Source organism: Nocardioides dokdonensis FR1436 (genome assembly GCF_001653335.1).
GTDB classification, from domain to species: Bacteria; Actinomycetota; Actinomycetes; order Propionibacteriales; family Nocardioidaceae; genus Nocardioides; species Nocardioides dokdonensis.
On sequence record NZ_CP015079.1, the window covers coordinates 3,598,145 to 3,616,778 of the forward strand.

The following is an 18,634-nucleotide window of genomic DNA, read 5'->3' on the forward strand; positions in this document are numbered from 1 at the left end:
CGGTCAGGCGAGGGTGATCTCGTCGCCGTCGACGTTCAGCAGCACCTCGGTCAGGGAGCTCGACGCGGGTCCGGCGGTCGGCTCGCCGGTGGCGACGTCGAAGACCGACCCGTGGCACGGGCACCTGATGCCCTCGGGACTGATGCTCTCCAGCGCGCAGCCCTGGTGGGTGCAGACGTTGGTCCAGGCCTTGAACTCGCCCTCGGTGGGCTGGGTGACCACCACCTCGGCGTCGGCCAGGATCACACCGCTGCCGACCGGCACGTCGCCGGTGCTGGTGAGCACCTCCCCCGGCGAGGCGGCCGGGGACGCCGGGGCGGGATCCGTGGCCGTGGACCCGTCGCCGCCGCAGGCGGCGAGCAGCGGCAGGCCCAGACCGAGGCCCGCAGCACCGCCCAGGGCGTGACGACGGCTGACCGGGACTGACGGGCGTTGGCTCATTCCGCCAGCCTAGCCAGCGGTCCGGCGCGCCACCGGCTTGGTCGCCGCCTTCTTCGCCGCCTTGGCGGCCGTGGGCTTGGTCGCCGCCTTCTTGGCCGACTTCGCGGGGGCCTTCGCGGGGGCCTTGGCAGGGGCGGCGGTCTTGTGCGTGCTCGCGGCCCGGGCGTTGGCGGAGCGGGCAGCCGCCTGGCGCCGCGTGGCCCGCACCAGGGTCGGCGCCGACTCGGCGGCCAGCATCCCGGTGGGCTGCTCGGCGTGCTTGCCCTCCAGCAGCGGCGCCAGGTAGCGGCCGGTGTGGCTCTCGGGCACCGCCGCCACCTGCTCGGGCGTGCCCTCGGCGACCACCAGACCGCCGCGCGAGCCGCCCTCCGGTCCCATGTCGACCAGCCAGTCGGCGGTCTTGATGACGTCGAGGTTGTGCTCGATCACCAGCACGGAGTTACCGGCGTCGACGAGCCGGCCCAGCACCAGCAGCAGCTTGCGGATGTCCTCGAAGTGCAGACCGGTGGTCGGCTCGTCGAGCACGTAGACGGTGCGACCGGTCGACCGCTTCTGCAGCTCGGCCGAGAGCTTGACGCGCTGTGCCTCGCCGCCCGAGAGCGTCGTGGCCGGCTGGCCGAGCCGCACGTAGCCCAGGCCCACCTCGACCAGGGTGGTGAGGTGGCGCGAGATCGCCGGCACCGCGGCGAAGAAGTCCACGGCCTCCTCGATCGGCATGTCGAGGACCTCGGCGATGGTCTTGCCCTTGTAGTGCACCTCGAGCGTCTCGCGGTTGTAGCGGGCCCCGTGGCAGACCTCGCACGGCACGTAGACGTCGGGCAGGAAGTTCATCTCGATCTTCAAGGTGCCGTCGCCCGAGCAGGCCTCGCAGCGTCCGCCCTTGACGTTGAACGAGAAGCGACCCTGCAGGTAGCCGCGCATCTTGGCCTCGGGCGTGGCCGCGAAGAGCTTGCGCACGTGGTCGAAGACCCCGGTGTAGGTCGCCGGGTTGGACCGCGGCGTGCGCCCGATCGGCGACTGGTCGACGTGGATGACCTTGTCGACGTGCTCGGTGCCGGTGATGGCGCGGTGTCGCCCGGGCAGCGTGCGGGCGTTGTAGATCTGCTTGGCCAGGGAGGTGTAGAGGATGTCGTTGACCAGCGTCGACTTGCCCGAGCCCGAGACCCCGGTGACCGCGACGAAGAGCCCCAGCGGGAAGGAGACGTCGACCTCCTGCAGGTTGTGCTCGCGCGCGCCCAGGACGGTGAGCTCGCGGCCCACGGTGCGCGGGCGGCGTACGGCCGGCACCGGGATCTCGCGACGTCCGGAGAGGTACTGCCCGGTCATCGAGTCCGGGTGGTCGTAGAGGCCCTGCACGGTGCCGCTGTGCACGACCTGCCCGCCGTGCTCTCCGGCCCCGGGGCCGATGTCGACGACCCAGTCGGCGACCTTGATGGTGTCCTCGTCGTGCTCGACCACGATCAGGGTGTTGCCCAGGTCCCGCAGCCGCAGCAGCGTCTCGATGAGGCGCTGGTTGTCGCGCTGGTGGAGGCCGATGGACGGCTCGTCGAGCACGTAGAGGACGCCGACCAGGCCCGCGCCGATCTGGGTCGCGAGCCGGATGCGCTGCGCCTCGCCGCCCGACAGGGAGCCCGACGGCCGGTCCAGGGAGAGGTAGTCGAGTCCGACGTCGAGCAGGAACTGCAGCCGCTCGTGGATCTCCTTGAGGACCCGCTCACCGATCTGGCGCTCCCGGCTGGTCATGTCGAGCTCGCTGAGGAACGCCCACGCCTCGTTGATCGGCAGGGCGCAGACCTCGGCGATGCTCGCCGCGACCGGCTCCCCCTGAGCCACCGAGGTCAGGGTCACCGACCGCGAGACGGACTTCAGCCTCGACCCGTCGCAGGTCGGGCACGGCACCTCGCGCATGAAGCTCTCGAAGCGCTCGCGGCTGGTGTCCGACTCCGCCTCGCGGTGCCGGCGCGCGACGTAGGCACGCACGCCCTCGAACGCCGCGTCGTAGGCGCGCTCGCGCCCGTAGCGGTTGCGGGTGACCACGTGCACCTTGCGGGAGTGGCCGTCGAGGATCGCCGCGCGAGCCGAGGACGGCAGCTCCTCCCAGGGCGTGTTGAGGTCGAAGCCGAGCTCGCCGCCGAGCGCCCCGAGCAGGCGCAGGAAGTAGTCCGAGACGTGCGCGTGGCTCCACGGCTGGATGGCACCCTCCCCGAGGGTGGCCGCCGGGTTCGGCACCACGAGCTCGCCGTCGACCTCCATCCGGGTGCCCAGCCCGGCACAGGCCGGGCAGGCGCCGAACGGGGAGTTGAAGGAGAACGAGCGCGGCTCCAGCTCGTCGACGTCGATGGGGTGCTCGTTGGGACAGGCCATCTTCTCGCTGAAGCGCACCTCGCGGTCCGCGTCACCCGCCGGCAGGTCGACGAAGTCGAACACCACCAGGCCACCGGCCAGGGACAGAGCGGTCTCCACGGAGTCGGTGAGCCGACGCTTGCTGGTCTGCTTGACCGACAGGCGGTCGACGACGACCTCGATGGTGTGCTTCTTCTGCTTGTCGAGCTGGGGCGGCGCGTCGAGCGTGTAGGTCTCGCCGTTGACCCGGGCCCGGGAGAAGCCCTGGGTCTGGAGCTGGGAGAACAGCTCGACGTACTCGCCCTTGCGGCCGCGGATCACGGGTGCGAGCACCTGGAAGCGTCGCCCCTCCTCGAGACCCAGCACGCGGTCGACGATCTGCTGCGGGGTCTGGCGCTCGATCGGGGCGCCGCAGGTCGGGCAGTGCGGGCGCCCGGCGCGGGCGTAGAGCAGGCGCAGGTAGTCGTAGACCTCGGTGATGGTGCCGACGGTCGAGCGCGGGTTCTTGGACGTGGACTTCTGGTCGATCGAGACCGCGGGCGACAGGCCCTCGATGAAGTCGACGTCGGGCTTGTCCATCTGCCCCAGGAACTGGCGGGCGTACGCCGACAGCGACTCGACGTAGCGGCGCTGGCCCTCGGCGAAGATGGTGTCGAAGGCCAGGGACGACTTGCCGGAGCCGGACAGCCCGGTGAAGACGATGAGGGAGTCCCGGGGCAGGTCGAGGGACACGTCCTTGAGGTTGTGCTCCCGGGCGCCCCGGATGATGAGCTGGTCCTGCACAGAGTCTCCCTGGTCGATCGAACACGCGTTCGCGATAGTACGTCGGCACCCCTGACGGCGCCTGCCCTGGCACGATCTCACGCACCACCGACAACGGTGCCAGCGTGGACGCGGTCGGCACACACCCGCCCGGTGCGCCGTTGGTCACGCCCGGCGCGGCATGCTGGAGACCATGACCTACACCGGAGACGTCCGCCCCGGGGGCGAGCCCGACGTCCGCGAGCTGTCCTGCCTGAGCATCACCAAGGTGGCCGTGGACCCCGAGATGTCGAACAACTGCTACCTGCTGCGCTGCCTCGAGACCGGCGAGCAGGTGCTGGTCGACGCGGCAGCCGAGGCGGAGACCCTCCTCCCCCTCGTCGGGGACGCCGGGCTCGCCGCCGTCGTCACCACGCACCAGCACTGGGACCACCACCGGGCCCTGGCGGCGGTCGTCGGGGCCACCGGCGCGGCGGTGCTCGTGGGCACCCCGGACGCCGACGCGGTCACCGAGCAGACCGGGGTCGAGGTCACCCGGCGCGTCGAGCACGGCGACACCGTGCAGGTCGGCCGGTGCAGCCTCACGGTGCTGGCCCTGGCCGGACACACGCCCGGCTCGGTGGCCCTGAGGTACGACGACCCCGACGGGCACCCGCACCTGTTCACCGGCGACTCGTTGTTCCCCGGCGGCGTGGGCAGCACGTTCGGCGACGACGCCGCGTTCCGCCAGCTCGTGGACGAGGTGGAGACCAAGGTCTTCGCCACCCTGCCCGACGAGACCTGGTTCTACCCCGGCCACGGCGGCGACTCGACGCTCGGCGTCGAGCGCCCGCAGCTGCCGCAGTGGCGCGAGCGCGGGTGGTGAGCCCTCAGGCGGCGCTGCCGCCGAGGATGTCGCGGATGTCGCCGTAGGGCCACGTCCCGGGCGCGACCACGGGCGGGAGCGCGCCGGGCGCCACGTCGTGTCGCGCGGTCACGGAGGGTGCGGCAGGCCGCGCCGACGGAGCCACGGCCGCGGCGGTCACGACGACCGGGCGGGTCGGCTCGGCGGCCGACCGGGTCAGTCCGTTCAGGGCGGCGAAGACCTCGAGCTCGGCCAGGTCGGGGACCGTGCCGTGGGCGAGGTGGCTGATGAGCGCCTCGTGGCTGAGGTCGGCGGCCACGACGACGGCCAGGGTGTGCACCCCGCGCTGCTGGACCCACATCCACATCGTCAGCGGACGGATGCCTCGACTGCGCGCCTTCGCCGTGAGCAGCCGGATCTCGTCCTCCGGCATCTCGTGGGCACGCATCAGCGACTCGATGTCTCCGAGGTTGACCCGCTGCGGGTGCCGCTCGACGTAGCGCAGCCGCCGGCTCAGGTCCCGTGCCCGACGGCGCTCGGTGGCGGGACCGGAGGCCAGCGCACCGATGGCGCACACGACGGCGACCGTGACGAGGAGCACGACGGTGGAGACCATGAGGGTCATCTCCTGGGGTGGGATTCAGACGGGGGGACGCCCATCTCAACGTGTGTCCTACCCCGACGTCACCGGTGTCCCACTCTCGACCCTGCCGGTCTAGACCAGCAGGGTCGTCGTCCGGCTCAGTGGTACGTCGCCCGCACGGTGTCCGTCACCGGCTGCGACTGGCAGGCCAGCCGGATGCCGTCGGCGAGGTCCTCGTCGTCGAGGACGTCGTTGTACACCATCTTCACGTCGCCCTCGAGCAGGCGGACCGCACACGCCGAGCACTCGCCCTCGCGGCAGGAGAACGGCGCCGGCACCCCCTTGGACTCGAGGTGGTCGAGCATCATCGTCCCGGGCTGCCAGTCGTCGAAGGCGTAGGTCTCACCGTCGAGCTCGACCTCGAGCCGGACCGCCCCCTGCGAGGGCGCCGCGTCGGTGATCTCGTCGGGCGCGTCCTCGTCGGCCTCGGCCGAGGCGATCTCGCTCTCGCTCTGCTCGACCTGGTCGTGGTCCCCGAAGGGGTTGCCGCCGAGGGAGATGAACTTCTCCTGGTGGCGCCGCTCGCGGGGGAAGTCCAGCTCCCGCAGCGCCGCGACGGTCGCCTTCATGAACGGCGCCGGTCCGCAGACGAACGCGTCGCGGTCGACGTACTGCGCGGCGAACGCCTTGAGCTGGGCCTGGTCGGGCAGACCCTGCACCGACTCCAGCCAGTGCACGACGCTGAGCCGCTCCGGGTGGTCGGCGGCCAGGCGCCGCAGCTCCGCGGCGAAGATCACCGAGCGCTCGTCGCGGTTGGCGTAGAAGAGCACGATGCGGCCGGTCCCCTGAGCCAGGGCGGTGCGCAGGATCGACATCACGGGAGTCACCCCGCTGCCACCGGCGAGGAGCAGCAGGTCCGAGTCCAGCGACGAGGGCGTGAAGATGCCGCTGGGCGAGAGCGAGCGGATCGTCGTGCCCGGGCGCAGGTTGTCGCAGATCCAGTTGGACGCGTAGCCGTCGGCGGTCCGCTTGACCGTCACCGTCAGCGGTCCGTCGTCGTGCGGGCTCGACGACAGCGAGTAGCACCGAGCCGCCACCCCGGTCCGGTCCGAGGGCACGGCCAGGGTCAGGAACTGGCCCGGGCGGTAGCGGAAGTGCTCCTGCGCGCCGTCGGGCACGCGGAACGAGACGGAGTGCGCGTCGGCGGTCTCCTCGACCACGTCGACGACCTCGAGGTCGAAGGATTCGGTGTCCACGTGCTCAGTATCCGTCCTCGGCCCCGACGGGGACCGCTCCGTCCCGCACAGCGGCGTCGACGCTGTCCGCCAGCCGGGTGCAGCCCTGCTGCAGCCCACGTCCGGACGGGTCCGGCGCTCGTCGCGAGAGCTCGGGACAGTGCTTCCGGGCCGCGGCGTCCCACTGCACCGACGTGTGGTGCTGGCTGTTCTTCTTCACGCGCACCTCGGCGAGGCAGTCCAGGCAGGCGACGCGGGTCAGCCTGGCCGAGGTGTAGAGCCGCTGGTCCTCGAGAGTCTCGGGACGGGTGGGGAGGAAGGACGCCATCAGGCGCCCGTCTCGGCCTTGCGACGCTCGAGGTTATCGGCGACCTCCTGGTGCCAGTACTCGTTCGCCTTGGTCGTGTCGACCTCGAACTCGAACCGGTCGGTCATGTCGGGGCTCACGTCGGCCGCGTCGACGTAGAACTGCTCGTACCAGCGACGCAGCTGGTAGACGGGCCCGTCCTCCTCGCACAGCAGCGGGTTCTGCACCGGCACCTTGTTCTTCCAGATGGCGACGTCCTGCAGGAAGCCGCTGCCGAACATGTCGGCGTACTTGGTCGCGATGTACTGGGCGGTCTCCTCGTCCAGGCCCTCGGGCTTCTTGACCGTGATGCCGTACTGCAGCGTGAACGAGTCGGGCCCGGTGGGGACGTGGCAGTTGATCAGGACGACCTCGGTGCGGAAGCCCTTGTAGTCCACGTCGAGCCAGTTGATCATGTACGACGGCCCGTAGTAGGTGGCCTCGGACTTGAGGAAGAGATCCTCGTCGCCGTAGCCGCCACTGACGTCGGGGCGTCCCTTGGACTCCATGAACTGCGTGGCCCGGTGGCCCTCGAAGACGTTGCGGAAGCTGGTCGGGAACGACAGGTGCACGTAGTAGAAGTGCGCCATGTCAACGACGTTGTCGACGACCTCGCGGCAGTTCGACCCCTCGATCGGGACCACCTCCCAGGCCCAGTCGGTGTACTCGTCGGTGCCCACGCCCGGCAGCTCCGGCGGCAGGACGTCGTGGTCGGGGGCCGAGCCCTCGGCGTCGTGCCAGACCAGGAGCTGGCCGTTGCGGATGGCCGTCGGGTACTTCTGGGTGCGGGCGCGCAGCGGGACGCGACGGGCGTAGGGGATCGACTTGCACTTGCCGTCACCGCCCCAGCGCCAGTCGTGGAACGGGCAGGCGATCTCGTCGCCCTTCACCGTGCCCTGCGAGAGGTCGCCGCCCATGTGCCGGCAGAAGGAGTCGAGGACGTTGAGCCCACCCTGGGTGTCCTGCCAGACGACCAGCTGGCCGCCGAACCCGGAGACGCGGTGCGGCTTGCCGTCGGCGAACGTGCTGGCCAGGCCGAGGCAGTGCCAGCCGCGCGCGAACCGCTCCGGTGCCGTGCCCCGGTCGAGGACGCGAGGTGTGGTGGACGTCGTGGAGCCGTGTTCCGTGCCGCTCATGGTGACTCTCCAGTCGTGACGGTGGACCAAAACGAGAACAGGTTATAGTTTTCTGGCAGGTGGCGCCAGCCACACCCGCCGGTCCTCGGCGTTCTGCACCCCGATCGATTCGGAGATCTCCATGCACCTGGCTCTCGAGCCCGAGCAGCTCGCCCTGCGCGAGGAGCTGCGCGAGTACTTCGCCGCCCTGGTCACACCGGAGGTGCGCGCGGGGCTGTCCTCCGCCACCGGCGAGTTCGGCGAGACCGGCGTCTACAAGCAGGTCATCCGTCAGCTCGGCTCCGACGGCTGGCTGGGCATCGGCTGGCCCACCGAGTACGGCGGCCAGGCGCGCTCGATGGTGGACCAGCTCATCTTCACCGACGTGGCGGCCGACTTCGGGGTGCCGATCCCCTACCTGACGCTGAACACCGTCGGACCCACGATCATGCGCTACGGCACCGAGGAGCAGAAGGCCTACTTCCTGCCCAAGATCCTCGCCGGCGAGATGCACTTCTCCATCGGCTACTCCGAGCCCGGGTCGGGGACTGACCTGGCTTCGCTGCGGACCAAGGCGGTGCGCGAGGGCGACGAGTTCGTCATCAACGGCCAGAAGATGTGGACGTCGCTGATCCAGTACGCCGACTGGCTCTGGCTGGCCTGCCGCACCGACCCCGACCTGCCGCGCCACAAGGGCCTGTCGATGATCCTGATCCCCGCCGACGCCCCCGGGTTCTCCTACACGCCGGTGCACACCGTCGCCGGCGTCGGGACGAGCGCGACGTACTACGAGGACGTCCGGGTGCCGGTCAGCAACCTGGTCGGCGAGCTCAACGGCGGCTGGTCGCTGATGACCAACCAGCTCAACGCCGAGCGGGTCGCTCTCACCTCGGCCGCCCCGCTCACCCAGTCCCTGGCACAGGTGCGCGCCTGGGCGCAGGAGACCAAGAACCCCGACGGTCAGCGGGTCATCGACACCGAGTGGGTGCAGATCGCCCTCGGCCGGGCCCACGCCCGCATCGAGATGCTCACCCTCCTGAACTGGAAGCTGGCCTCCGACGCCGACCTCGGCATCGACCTCTCCCCCGCGGAGGCGTCCGCCACCAAGATCTACGGCTCGGAGCTGGCCACCGAGGTCTACCGCTCCCTCATGGAGGTCGTGGGACCCCAGGCCGGGCTCACGGCCGACTCCGCGGGCGCCGTGCTCGCCGGGCGCCTCGAGCGGTTCCACCGCTCGTCGCTGGTGATGACCTTCGGTGGCGGCACCAACGAGATCCAGCGCGACATCATCGGCTACGTGGGCCTCGGCCTGCCGGCAGCGAAGAGGTAATCAGATGGACTTCACCTTCACCCCCGAGCAGGACGAGGCGGCCGAGCTGGCCGCACGCATCCTGGGCGACCGCACCACCAACGACCGGCTCAAGCAGGTCGAGCAGGCGGGCGACCGCTTCGACCGCGACCTCTGGTCGGCCCTCGGTGACGCGGGGCTCCTCTCCCTCGCCGTCCCGGAGGAGCACGACGGGGCCGGTCTCGGGCTCCTCGAGCTCTGCCGCGTCCTCGTGGAGGTAGGACGTCGGGTCGCCCCGGTGCCGCTGGCCGTCCACGGAGCCACTGCGCTGCTGCTCGCCGAGCAGGGCACCGCCGCCCAGCAGGCCCAGTGGCTGCCGGGCGCGGCCAGCGGCGCGCGGGTGCTCAGCGCCGCCGTCTCGGAGGAGCGCAGCCACCTGCCGGCACGTCCCGTGGTCACCGCGGTGCGCAGCGACGAGGGCTGGTCGTTGTCCGGGGCCAAGACGATGGTGCGCGCCGGCGCCGCCGCGGACGCTTTCCTGGTCAGCGCCACCACCGAGGACGGCGTCGGCGTCTTCCTGATCGACGCGCGCGCCGCCGGCCTCGAGCGGACCCCGGGCCGCACCAGCGACGGCGACGTCGTGGTCCGCCTGGACCTGGACGCCGCCCCGGCCCAGGCCGTCGGCGCCCCCGGCGACGACACCGCGACGCGGCTCGGGCAGCTGCTGACGGTGACCGTCGCCGCCGAGCTGCTCGGCGTCACCGAGGGTGCCCTGCGCCTGACCGCCGGCTACGCCAAGACCCGCGAGCAGTTCGGTCGTCCGATCGGGACCTTCCAGGCGGTCTCGCAGCGACTGGCCGACGGTTTCATCGACGTGCTCGGCCAGCGCCTCGTCCTGTGGGCGGCAGCCTGGCGCCTGGCCGAGGGCCTGCCCGCCGAGACCGCGGTCGCGACCGCGAAACTCTGGGCCGCCGACGCCGCACACCGGCTGGCGCACACCACCGTGCACGTGCACGGCGGGGTCGGTATCGACCTCGATGGCGAGGCGCACCGGTACTTCACGACGGCGAAGCGCTTCGAGTTCGCCTTCGGCAGTGCCACGGAGCAGGCCCTGAGCATCGGGCGTGCGCTGGCCGCCGAGCCCGCCTGAGCGCTCGGCCGGCATTGACCCGTGCTGGCCGGAGCCCTAGATTGACGCGTGTCAACTAGAACGTGTTCCAACTAGGGGGTCCCGTGTCCGAAACCGTCCAGCAGCTGCTTCGCGAGCGCGTCGAGGACGACTCCACGGCCGTCCTGCACGGTGACCGGTCGTGGACCTGGCGCGAGCACCTGGCAGAGGCCTCGGCCGAGGCTGCCGCGCTGGTGGCGACCATCGACCCCGAGCGTCCGGCGCACATCGGTGCGCTGCTGGAGAACGGCCCCGAGATGCTCCGGGCGATGGCCGGAGCCGGGCTGGGCGGCTACGTGCTCTGCGGCATCAACACCACCCGGCGCGGCGATTCCCTCGGGGCCGACGTACGACGCGCGAACTGCCAGGTGCTGCTGACCGACCAGGCGCACCTGCCGCTGCTGGAGGGGCTCGACCTCGGTGGTGCCCGGGTCGTCGACGTCGAGTCCGAGGCGTGGGCGACCGAGGTGGCGGCCTCCGGGGAGCTGGTGCCGCATCGCGAGGCGGGCGCCATGGACACCTTCATGATGATCTTCACCAGCGGCACCAGCGGGGACCCGAAGGCCGTGCAGGTCCCCCACATCATGGTCGTCTTCGCCGGGGCCGACCTGGTCGGCCGGTTCTCGCTGACCTCGCAGGACGTGTGCTACCTGGCGATGCCGCTGTTCCACTCCAACGCGGTCGCAGCGGGCTGGGCGGTGGCCGTCACGAGCGGCGCCGCCATGGTCCCGGCGACGTTCTCCGCGTCGCGCTTCCTCACCGACGTGCGACGCCACGGCGTGACCTACATGAACTACGTCGGCAAGCCGCTGGCCTACGTGTTGGCGACACCCGCGAGCGACGACGACGCCGACAACACCCTCCGGGCAGCCTTCGGCAACGAGGCCAGCGACCACGACATCGACGAGTTCGCGCGCCGCTTCGGCTGCCGCGTCGTCGACGCCTTCGGCTCCACCGAGCTGGCCATCATCATCCAGCGCGAGGACGGCACCCCCCGGGGCTCGATCGGGAAGGGCGCCGCGGACGTCGCCATCTACGACTCCACGACCGTCACCGAGTGCGCGGTCGCCACCTTCGACGAGCACGGTGCGCTGGCGAACGCCGACCAGGCGGTCGGCGAGCTGGTCAACACCCAGGGTCGCGGCTACTTCTCCGGCTACTACAACGACCCCGTGGCCGATGACGAGCGGATGCGCCACGGAATGTTCTGGTCCGGCGACCTGGCCTACCGCGACGCCGACGGCTGGATCTACCTGGCCGGGCGTACCGCTGACTGGATGCGTGTCGACGGCGAGAACCTCGCGGCAGGCCCGATCGAGCGGATCCTCCAGAGGCTCCCGGGCCTGAGCAGGGTGGCGGTGTACGCCGTCCCGGACGCGCGGGTCGGTGACCAGGTCATGGCCGCCATCGTGCTCGAGGACGGCGCCGACCTGACCCCGGCACAGCTCGAGGGGTTCCTGGCCGCCCAGCCCGACCTCTCCCCCAAGGCCTGGCCGCGCTACGTGCGCCTCAACTCCGACCTGCCCGCCACCGCGACCAACAAGGTCCTCAAGCGGGCCCTGGTCGCCGAGGGGATCAGCGCGGCCGACGGCACCCTGTGGACGCGCGAGGAGCGCGGGCAGCGCTACTCCTGACCTCGTCGACCCGGACGTGCGTCCCTGCTACCGGCGCGCGAGGACGTACCTGAGACTCGAGAGCATGTCGACCGTGCCGTGCTTGATCTGCTTGGGCTCGTCCTCGGGGAACTCGCGCGCCGTCTCCTGCAGGGCCTTCTCCCGGTCGCCCGGATCCGCACCCGCGGCGATGAGCAGCGCCAGCTGGCCGCTCACCTGGGGAGCGGCCATCGAGGTCCCGGCCCACGTGGCGAAGCCCCGCGCCGGGACCGGGCCCCGGACCCGGCTGGCGGGCGCCGCGACGTCCACCCAGCCGCCCCAGTTGGCGAACTGGGAGACCGAGTCGCGGCCCACCGAGACCGAGGTGACGCTCAGGACGTGCTTGTTCTGAGCCGGGTAGGCCTTCTTGTCCTGGGCAGAGTTGCCTGCAGCCGCCACCACCTCGACGCCCTGGTCGTGCGCGTGCTTGATCGCCAGGTCGAGCAGGTCGGACTCGATCCGGCCCGGGGTCCCGAGGCTGAGGTTGATGATGTCCACGCCGAGGTCGGTGGCGTCCCAGATCGCCTGCGCCACGAGGTAGACGCTGCCGGCGCCGTCGCTGTCCAGGACCCGCATCGGCACGACCCGGGCATCCGGAGCCACCAGCGCGACCAGGCCCGCGACGAAGGTGCCGTGACCGAAGGCCTCGTCCACCACCCCGTTCGCGTTGCCGTCCAGGCCGCGGGCGCGGTCGACCGGCCTGCCGTCGTCGTCCACGTAGTCGTAGCCCTGGCGCAGGCGCCCCTGGAGGACGGGGTGGCGTCGGGCCACACCGGTGTCCAGCACTGCGACGGCCACTCCGGCTCCCCTGCTGATCCGGTGCACCCGGTTGAGCTTGAACTGCCGGGCCAGCGGCTGACGGAGGAACTTCCTGGAGCGTGGGCCCACCTTCTCCGGCGTTCCCGCGGGCCAGCTGTGGTAGTGGTCGTCGGCCAGCAGGGTGCGCAGGTCGGGCTCGGCGAAGAGGACGCCCGGGTGCTTCTCGATGTCGTCGGCGAGCTCCTCGACCTCGTCGTCGTCGTCCCAGTCCTCGGGGCCCGTGGGCCGGTAGAGGTAGATCTGCCGCGACGCCAGCACGTCGTCCTGCAGGCGGACCGGGAAGTCACGGGTCACGTCCTCGGCGGTGTAGCCGCTGGCCGGGTCGAGCTTCACCACGATGTCGGCGCCCTGCACGTCCTCGGGGTCGGCCTTCGAGTCCGGTGAGCCGGGTGCGGCGGGCGAGGCCGCCGAGAGCGGCAGCGCGGTGCCGGAGGCGGCCAGGACCGCGGCCGCGAGGGCGGTCGCGACCGACAGGCGTCGGGTCTGGGGGCTGGTGCTCATGAGGACTCCTCGATGTGCAGCTCGATCTCGGCGACGATCGCCATCTCTCCGTTGCTGACGCGCAGCTCGGAGGCACTCCGCGGGGCCAGGACGCTGAACCGTCCCAGGTCGTCCGCGTCCACCGACACCGCTGCGTGGTCCGGCCCGGTGACCTCGGCGGTGAAGACCGGCGAGCCGCTGTCGTGCGACAGCAGCACCTGCCCACGCAGGTCGACGAGTCCCGCCTCGTCGGTCGCTCTGGCCTCGACCATGAGGTCCGCCAGCTCGCAGTGCCACATCAGGTGCACCGCGTCCCCGTCCATGCCCGCCGCCGCCCCGCGGGTGGCCAGGCCGAGCTGGTGTCGACGGCTGTCGAACACCAGCGACGCGACCACCTCCAGCACCCGGGTGGGCCGGCACGAGGGTGCCCGGTGCCACTGCTGGAAGGACTGGCGCAGCCGCTGGCGCAGCACCGGGGGTGGGTCGACCAGTGGCAGGTCCCGACCGGCCGCGACGACCATGCGCACGAACTGGACCTCGGCCCGGAAGACGGGGTCCGAGACCGCCCTCTCTGCGGCGCGGTCCGCGTCCTCGGGTGCGAGCCGCCCCTCGACCCAGTCGGCCGCCAGGCGCAGGGCCGGACGCGGGGAGGGTCTGTTCACGACGCCTCCTCCATCGTCTGGCGCAGCGTGGCCAGGCACCGCCCGCGCAACGGGCCGATGCCGCCCACGGACCGGCCGAGCGTGCGGGCGATCTGGGTGTACGTCGGCTGCCGGGCGTCGAAGTACAGGGCTCGGATCAGCTCCCGGCACGGACTGCCGAGCTGCTCGACCGCGGTGTGCAGCACGGTGAGCTGCTCCCACTCCAGCAGTCCTCCGCTGTCGAGGGGCTCGTCGGGCTCGAGAGCGAGCGGCTGGGCCGCCGGGCGCTCGCGGTGCCGCCGCTCGCGGACCCGCCAGGCCTGCCTGCGGGTGATCGTCACGAGCCAGCCCACGAGCCGCTCCTCGTCCCGCAGCGAGTCCTGGGACTCGAGCAGGGTGAGGAACGCCGTCTGGGCGACGTCGACCGCGTCCTCCGGGTCCAGCCCGCTGCGCAGCGCCACGCTGTACACCAGCCCTTGGTAGCGGTCGATGAGGACGTCCCACGACTCCGTGTGGCCGGCCCGGATCCGGTGCAGCAGCTCGGCGTCCGAGGTCAGCGTCCGGCCGTGGTCGCCCGAGGGGTCGGACGGAGTCGCGAGTTCGGTCATCGATCAGGTCCTTCTCAGGCGCGGGAGCACGCGTCGTCAGGTCCACCTTCCCCCCGGGTGCCGCCAGGTCACCACCTGTCTGGACCAGTGGAGCCGCTGGGATCAGACTGCCGTCCCCGCGACACCGTGCGCGCCCCGGACCGGGCTCGCGACGAGCGCGAAGGCGCCCCAGAAGTAGGGGTGCAGCTCGGAGGCGGCGGCCTCGCGCTGAGCCGAGCGCAGGGCCTCGTCCGCGGGCAGGCCCGCAGCGAGACCCGAGTGCAGCGAGGCCATGACCGTGGCGGTGGCCGCGTCGGCGACGTGCCACTGGCAGACCACGGCGCCGGCCGCTCCGGCGGCGAGGAAGGCCCAGGCCAGCCCGACCGGTTCCCGGTGCCGGCCGTGGGTGCCCGACTGGCACGCGCTCAGGACCACCAGGGCGTCTGCGAGGTCGAGCTGGACGATCTCCGCCGACGGCATCCACCGGTCGTGCAGCCGCAGGCGCGAGAACAGGGGGTTGAGCGGCTGGTGCAGCCCGTGGCAGGCCACGTGCACCACGTCGGCGCCGGGCACCGACTTCGTGAACGCCCCGACCGTGGCGTCGAGACCTTCCAGCAGGACCGCGCCGGGGTGGTGCTCACCGACGGCGTGCGCCTCCCCGGCGGCACCCGGCGCGTCCTCGTCGGGCACCGCGACGATCGTGACGCGCGGTGCGGGCGGCACGGCCAGGACCGGCGCTCCGGCGGGCAGCAGGCTCGGCGCCAGGGTGATGGTCCAGCGCTCGAACAGGTGGCCCTCGCCGTCGAAGAGGGCTGGGAAGGGCACCGTGCCCATCTCACCGTCGGGCACCACGCACAGCCGGGGGCCCAGGTCGACCAGGGTCTCCTCGACCGGCTCCACCAGCAGGCCGTGCAGGGCTCGCAGGGTGGCCCTGGCGGACCGGGCCAACCCGGCCGACCCGACCCTGCCGTGGGTCGCTGCGATCGCGGCGCGGCTCCACTGGTCGTCCAGGTCGTCGAGCAGGCGGTGCAGCCGCCCCACCGCGGCCGGCAGCCGCCGGACCAGGACCCCGTCGTCCCGGTGGACGAAGACGAGCAGGTCGTCCCCCGAGACGTGGTAGGCGAGCGTGGGCACCTGGACGCCCCTGCTCGCGGGCTGGTCCGGGGACCCGTCCGGGAGCGGGACACCTGCGAGGTGCCTCGTCCGGAGGCTGCTGACGCGGCGTTCCAGCTCCTGCGTCCGCTGACGCGTGTGCGCGGACGCGCCCGACTCCTCGGCGAGGTACTGCTCGCTCAGCTCGGCGAAGGCCTCCCCCAGGCTCCGACCTGCCGCGGCGAGCACCGGGCCCTTGCCCGCGGCCCTCGCGAGCAGGTCCGCGAGCGTGCGGGCGCGTACGTCGTCGGCGATGCGGCTCGCGGACTCGACGTCGTGCGGCCCTGCTCGCTCCAGGAGCACCTCGACCAGCTCTCCGTGGGCCTGGGTGCGGTGCGTGCGGAAGGACGTCAGCAGCGCGTAGTCGGGCAGCGCCCCCGCGGCGCGCTCCAGCTCGGCCAGGGCACGGGCCAGCTGGGCGACGGCGAGGTCCAGCGCCCCTCGTGAGCGCAGGAGGCGTGCGGTGCGCAGCGCGTGCTCGTAGCTGAGCTCGGGGAGGTCGAGACGGGTCACCAGGTCGGCGACCCCGGCCAGACGTGCCTCCGCCTCGACCGGGTCGTCGGCGAGGTCGGCCTGGAGCAACCGGGCCGACACCATCGGCACCTGCCAACCGCCCTCCTCCAGGTCTGCGACGCACCGCTCCGCCAGGTCACGGGCCTGCTCCCGGCGCCCCGACCGGAACAGGGCCTCGGCACGTGCCAACGCCACGCGAGCCAGGTGCTGCCGGTCGTCGACCTCCACGAACAGGTCCCGCGCCGCCGCGAGCTCGTCGAGGGCCGGCGCGCACCGGTCCTCCGCGAGGTCGCACAACGACAGCAGGAAGCGGGCTCTCGCCTCGTCGTGGCGCAGGCCCGACCGGGCCGCATCGGTGGCGGCCGACGACGCTGCGTCACGTGCCTCGCCCCAGAGCCCCACCGCGAGGTGGGTCTGTGCGAGCGCGAGCCTCAACCGCACGGCCTCGGTGGCCGCCCCCAACCGGTCGAGGGTGTCGCGCGCCTGCTCGAGCAGCCGCAGCGCCTCCCCGACCTGGCCCAGCTGTCGGTGCGCCTGGGCGGCGTCACCGCGGCACTGCGCCGCGAAGGACAGGTCGTCGGCGTCCTCGAAGATCTCGATGGCCTGGTCGAAGGCCACCAGCGCCTCGCCCGGTCTGCCCAGGGCCAGCAGCTCCAGGCCCGTGTTCGCCAGCGGTAGCGCCGTCTCGTGGTGCTTGCCGAGCGCGGCGTACTCGGCGGTGGCGCGGGCGTACGCCTGCAGCGCCTCGACGTGGCGTCCGACCAGGCCGTAGGCCACCCCGAGGTTCTTGACCGCGTGGGCGCGCAGGTAGCGAGGCTCCTCGTCCGCCCCTGCCACGCACAGCTCCTCCAGGCCGGTCACGAGGTGCTCGCCGACGTCGATGGCCTCCTGGTGCCGACCGAGGTCGTCGAGCACGTGCATGCGACCGAGGTCGGTGCGCAGCGCTGCAAGGGCGTGCCCGTCCTCGGCCCACAGCGCACGAGCGTCGGCTATGAGCCGCAACGCACCGTCGAGCTCACCACGTTCGGTGAGGATCTGAGCCCGGACGTACCTCGCGCGGGCCCGGACCGCCCGCGCTGCGTCCGGAACGGCGCGCCGGTCGACCCACACGGCCAGCCGCTCCGCCCGCCGCGGGTGTCGGTGCACGAGCTCGGCGGCCCGGTCCAGGACCGCGGCGAGCAGGCGGGCGGGATCGTCCGGGACCGGGTCTGGCACGCCTCCGAAGGTACGCGAGATCCTCGCGCTCCGGACCCGTCCGGGGATATGCTCGAGCGCCGCAGCGCGTCCGCCCGGCCGCGTCCGGCCCCGTCCGAGATTTTACCTTCGGGCCGGATCAAGGTCCTCGCCCGGCGACACCGCACGCACGCGGATACCGCCGCAGCGGCCTCCGCAACAGTCTTGTGATCGCGTCCGAGGCGCGGCAGTGTCGTCCTCGGCGGCAGGAGACATCCCCCCTCTCTCCAGGCCGTCACCCTGGCGGCGGCCGGCGACCATTCCCCCCAGGTCCTGCCGGCCGCCCCAGAGCCCTCCCCGGAGGGCTGGGTGCGTCAGCCCCGGATCCGGTCGAGGGACGAGACGGCGCGGCCGAACTCCTCGACGAGGTCGGCCATCACGTCGGCGACGGGACGGACCTCGTTCATCCGGCCGACGATCTGCCCGACCGGCATGGCGATGACGTCGGGGTCGCCCGAGGCGTTGATCCGGTTGTGCGCATCGGCGACCAGCAGGTTCTGCAACGGCATCGGCAGCGGGTCCGGCGCACCCTCCTCGGCCCAGGCCTCCGTCCACCTGGTCTTGAGCAGCCGCGCCGGCTTGCCCGTGTAGACGCGCGTCCGGACGGTGTCGCTGGAGGTGGCTCGGGTGAACGCGGCCTCCCAGCCGGAGCTGCCGGTCAGCGAGCGGTACTCCTCGGTCCCGAGCCAGATCGACCCGGTCCACACGCCCTGGGCGCCCAGCGCGAGCGAGGCCGCCACCTGGCGGCCCGAGCCGATCCCCCCGGCGCCCAGCACCGGCACGTCCGGGCCGACGGCGTCCACGATGTCGGGGGTCAGCACCATGCTGGCGATCTCGCCGGTGTGGCCCCCGGCCTCGTAGCCCTGGGCGATGATGATGTCGACGCCGTTGGCGACGTGGCTCAGGGCGTGCTTGGCGGCGCCGGCCAGCGCCGCGACCTGCACCCCGTGCGCGTGGCACTGCTCGATGACGTCGACGGGCGGGGAGCCCAGCGCGTTGGCGATCAGCACCGGACGGTGCGCCAGCGCGATGTCGAGGTGGGACCGGGCGACCGAGTGCAACCAGCCCAGCACGCCCTCGCGCCCCTCCCCCTCCGCCAGTGGCGGGACACCGAGACGGAGGAGCGTCTCGTCGACGAAGCGACGGTGCTCCTCGGGGATCCGCGACCCGAGGTCGACCGAGGTGCCCTCGGTCGGCACCTTCATCGGCATCACGATGTCGACGCCGTACGGCTTGCCGTCTGTGTGGTCGTCGAGCCAGGTCAGGGTCCGGTCGAGCTCGGCCGGGTCGTTGAAGCGCACGCACCCCAGCACCCCGAGACCCCCGGCGCGCGACACCGCAGCGGCGACGTGCTCCGAGGGGGTGAAGGCGAAGATCGGGTGCTCGATGCCGAACACGTCGCAGAGCGGGGTGCGCACAGGGCCCTCCTGGG

15 protein-coding genes are annotated in these 18,634 nt (G+C 72.3%); 4 read left to right on the forward strand and 11 right to left on the reverse strand.

Annotation, left to right across the window (positions count from 1 at the left end):
* Window positions 1-3 precede the first annotated feature (3 nt).
* Both I601_RS17025 and uvrA read right to left on the reverse strand, forming a co-directional pair.
* A complete protein-coding gene (locus I601_RS17025) occupies window positions 4-441 on the reverse strand; it encodes a Rieske (2Fe-2S) protein (RefSeq protein WP_068112353.1) in 438 nt (145 codons plus the stop codon).
* A 9-nt stretch (window positions 442-450) separates the two neighbouring features.
* Entirely contained in the window at window positions 451-3,567 is a 3,117-nt protein-coding gene (gene uvrA / locus I601_RS17030; RefSeq protein WP_068112355.1) for an excinuclease ABC subunit UvrA, read from the reverse strand.
* A gap of 172 nt (window positions 3,568-3,739) precedes the next feature.
* Between uvrA and I601_RS17035 the strand changes: the two genes are divergently transcribed.
* Window positions 3,740-4,411, forward strand: coding sequence for an MBL fold metallo-hydrolase (locus I601_RS17035; protein ID WP_068115165.1), 672 nt, complete (start codon window positions 3,740-3,742; stop codon window positions 4,409-4,411).
* Between the two features lie 4 nt (window positions 4,412-4,415).
* Here I601_RS17035 and I601_RS17040 read toward each other — a convergent pair whose 3' ends face one another.
* From I601_RS17040 to I601_RS17055, 4 genes are all read right to left on the reverse strand, one after another.
* Window positions 4,416-5,006, reverse strand: a complete 591-nt coding sequence (locus I601_RS17040) for a hypothetical protein (protein ID WP_157520242.1) — start codon at window positions 5,004-5,006, stop codon at window positions 4,416-4,418.
* 125 nt (window positions 5,007-5,131) lie between these two features.
* On the reverse strand, window positions 5,132-6,229 hold the full coding sequence (locus I601_RS17045) for a ferredoxin--NADP reductase (RefSeq protein WP_068112361.1): 1,098 nt from the start codon (window positions 6,227-6,229) through the stop codon (window positions 5,132-5,134).
* A gap of 4 nt (window positions 6,230-6,233) precedes the next feature.
* The gene (locus I601_RS17050) at window positions 6,234-6,536 is read right to left on the reverse strand and encodes a hypothetical protein (RefSeq protein WP_068112364.1); all 303 of its coding nucleotides are present in this window, start codon (window positions 6,534-6,536) and stop codon (window positions 6,234-6,236) included.
* Entirely contained in the window at window positions 6,536-7,690 is a 1,155-nt protein-coding gene (locus I601_RS17055) for a Rieske 2Fe-2S domain-containing protein (protein WP_068112366.1), read from the reverse strand. The genes I601_RS17050 and I601_RS17055 overlap by 1 nt, the downstream gene beginning before the upstream one ends.
* A 121-nt stretch (window positions 7,691-7,811) precedes the next feature.
* Between I601_RS17055 and I601_RS17060 the strand changes: the two genes are divergently transcribed.
* The 3 genes from I601_RS17060 (at window position 7,812) to fadD1 (ending at window position 11,759) form a co-directional block, all read left to right on the forward strand.
* A complete protein-coding gene (locus tag I601_RS17060; protein ID WP_068112370.1) occupies window positions 7,812-8,999 on the forward strand; it encodes an acyl-CoA dehydrogenase family protein in 1,188 nt (395 codons plus the stop codon).
* Between the two features lie 4 nt (window positions 9,000-9,003).
* Entirely contained in the window at window positions 9,004-10,107 is a 1,104-nt protein-coding gene (locus tag I601_RS17065) for an acyl-CoA dehydrogenase family protein (protein ID WP_068112372.1), read from the forward strand.
* A gap of 83 nt (window positions 10,108-10,190) precedes the next feature.
* Window positions 10,191-11,759 carry a fatty-acid--CoA ligase FadD1 gene (gene fadD1 / locus I601_RS17070; RefSeq protein ID WP_068112375.1) on the forward strand — a complete coding sequence of 523 codons (1,569 nt, stop codon included), beginning with the start codon at window positions 10,191-10,193 and terminating at the stop codon, window positions 11,757-11,759.
* A 27-nt stretch (window positions 11,760-11,786) separates the two neighbouring features.
* On the opposite strand, the gene I601_RS17075 is transcribed toward fadD1, so the two are convergent.
* The 5 genes from I601_RS17075 to I601_RS17095 form a co-directional block, all read right to left on the reverse strand.
* Window positions 11,787-13,097: a S8 family peptidase gene (locus I601_RS17075; protein WP_068112378.1), complete on the reverse strand. Its 1,311-nt coding sequence runs from the start codon at window positions 13,095-13,097 to the stop codon at window positions 11,787-11,789.
* Window positions 13,094-13,738: a hypothetical protein gene (locus I601_RS17080; protein ID WP_068112380.1), complete on the reverse strand. Its 645-nt coding sequence runs from the start codon at window positions 13,736-13,738 to the stop codon at window positions 13,094-13,096. Before I601_RS17080 ends, I601_RS17075 begins: the two co-directional genes overlap by 4 nt.
* The gene (locus I601_RS17085) at window positions 13,735-14,325 is read right to left on the reverse strand and encodes an RNA polymerase sigma factor (RefSeq protein WP_084527753.1); all 591 of its coding nucleotides are present in this window, start codon (window positions 14,323-14,325) and stop codon (window positions 13,735-13,737) included. Before I601_RS17085 ends, I601_RS17080 begins: the two co-directional genes overlap by 4 nt.
* Window positions 14,326-14,427: 102 nt before the next feature.
* Window positions 14,428-17,184 carry a CHAT domain-containing tetratricopeptide repeat protein gene (locus I601_RS17090; protein ID WP_068112383.1) on the reverse strand — a complete coding sequence of 919 codons (2,757 nt, stop codon included), beginning with the start codon at window positions 17,182-17,184 and terminating at the stop codon, window positions 14,428-14,430.
* 332 nt (window positions 17,185-17,516) lie between these two features.
* On the reverse strand, window positions 17,517-18,620 hold the full coding sequence (locus tag I601_RS17095; RefSeq protein ID WP_068112385.1) for an NAD(P)H-dependent flavin oxidoreductase: 1,104 nt from the start codon (window positions 18,618-18,620) through the stop codon (window positions 17,517-17,519).
* Between the last annotated feature and the right edge of the window lie 14 nt (window positions 18,621-18,634).

What these genes read in the sequence shown, in the direction of transcription:
- I601_RS17025 (WP_068112353.1), bottom strand. Translation starts at nt 441, where the DNA reads ATGAGCCAACGCCCGTCAGTCCCGGTCAGCCGTCGTCACGCCCTGGGC.
- I601_RS17085 (WP_084527753.1), bottom strand. Translation starts at nt 14,325, where the DNA reads ATGACCGAACTCGCGACTCCGTCCGACCCCTCGGGCGACCACGGCCGG.
- I601_RS17035 (WP_068115165.1), top strand. Translation starts at nt 3,740, where the DNA reads ATGACCTACACCGGAGACGTCCGCCCCGGGGGCGAGCCCGACGTCCGC.
- I601_RS17055 (WP_068112366.1), bottom strand. Translation starts at nt 7,690, where the DNA reads ATGAGCGGCACGGAACACGGCTCCACGACGTCCACCACACCTCGCGTC.
- I601_RS17060 (WP_068112370.1), top strand. Translation starts at nt 7,812, where the DNA reads ATGCACCTGGCTCTCGAGCCCGAGCAGCTCGCCCTGCGCGAGGAGCTG.
- I601_RS17040 (WP_157520242.1), bottom strand. Translation starts at nt 5,006, where the DNA reads ATGGTCTCCACCGTCGTGCTCCTCGTCACGGTCGCCGTCGTGTGCGCC.
- I601_RS17065 (WP_068112372.1), top strand. Translation starts at nt 9,004, where the DNA reads ATGGACTTCACCTTCACCCCCGAGCAGGACGAGGCGGCCGAGCTGGCC.
- I601_RS17075 (WP_068112378.1), bottom strand. Translation starts at nt 13,097, where the DNA reads ATGAGCACCAGCCCCCAGACCCGACGCCTGTCGGTCGCGACCGCCCTC.
- I601_RS17050 (WP_068112364.1), bottom strand. Translation starts at nt 6,536, where the DNA reads ATGGCGTCCTTCCTCCCCACCCGTCCCGAGACTCTCGAGGACCAGCGG.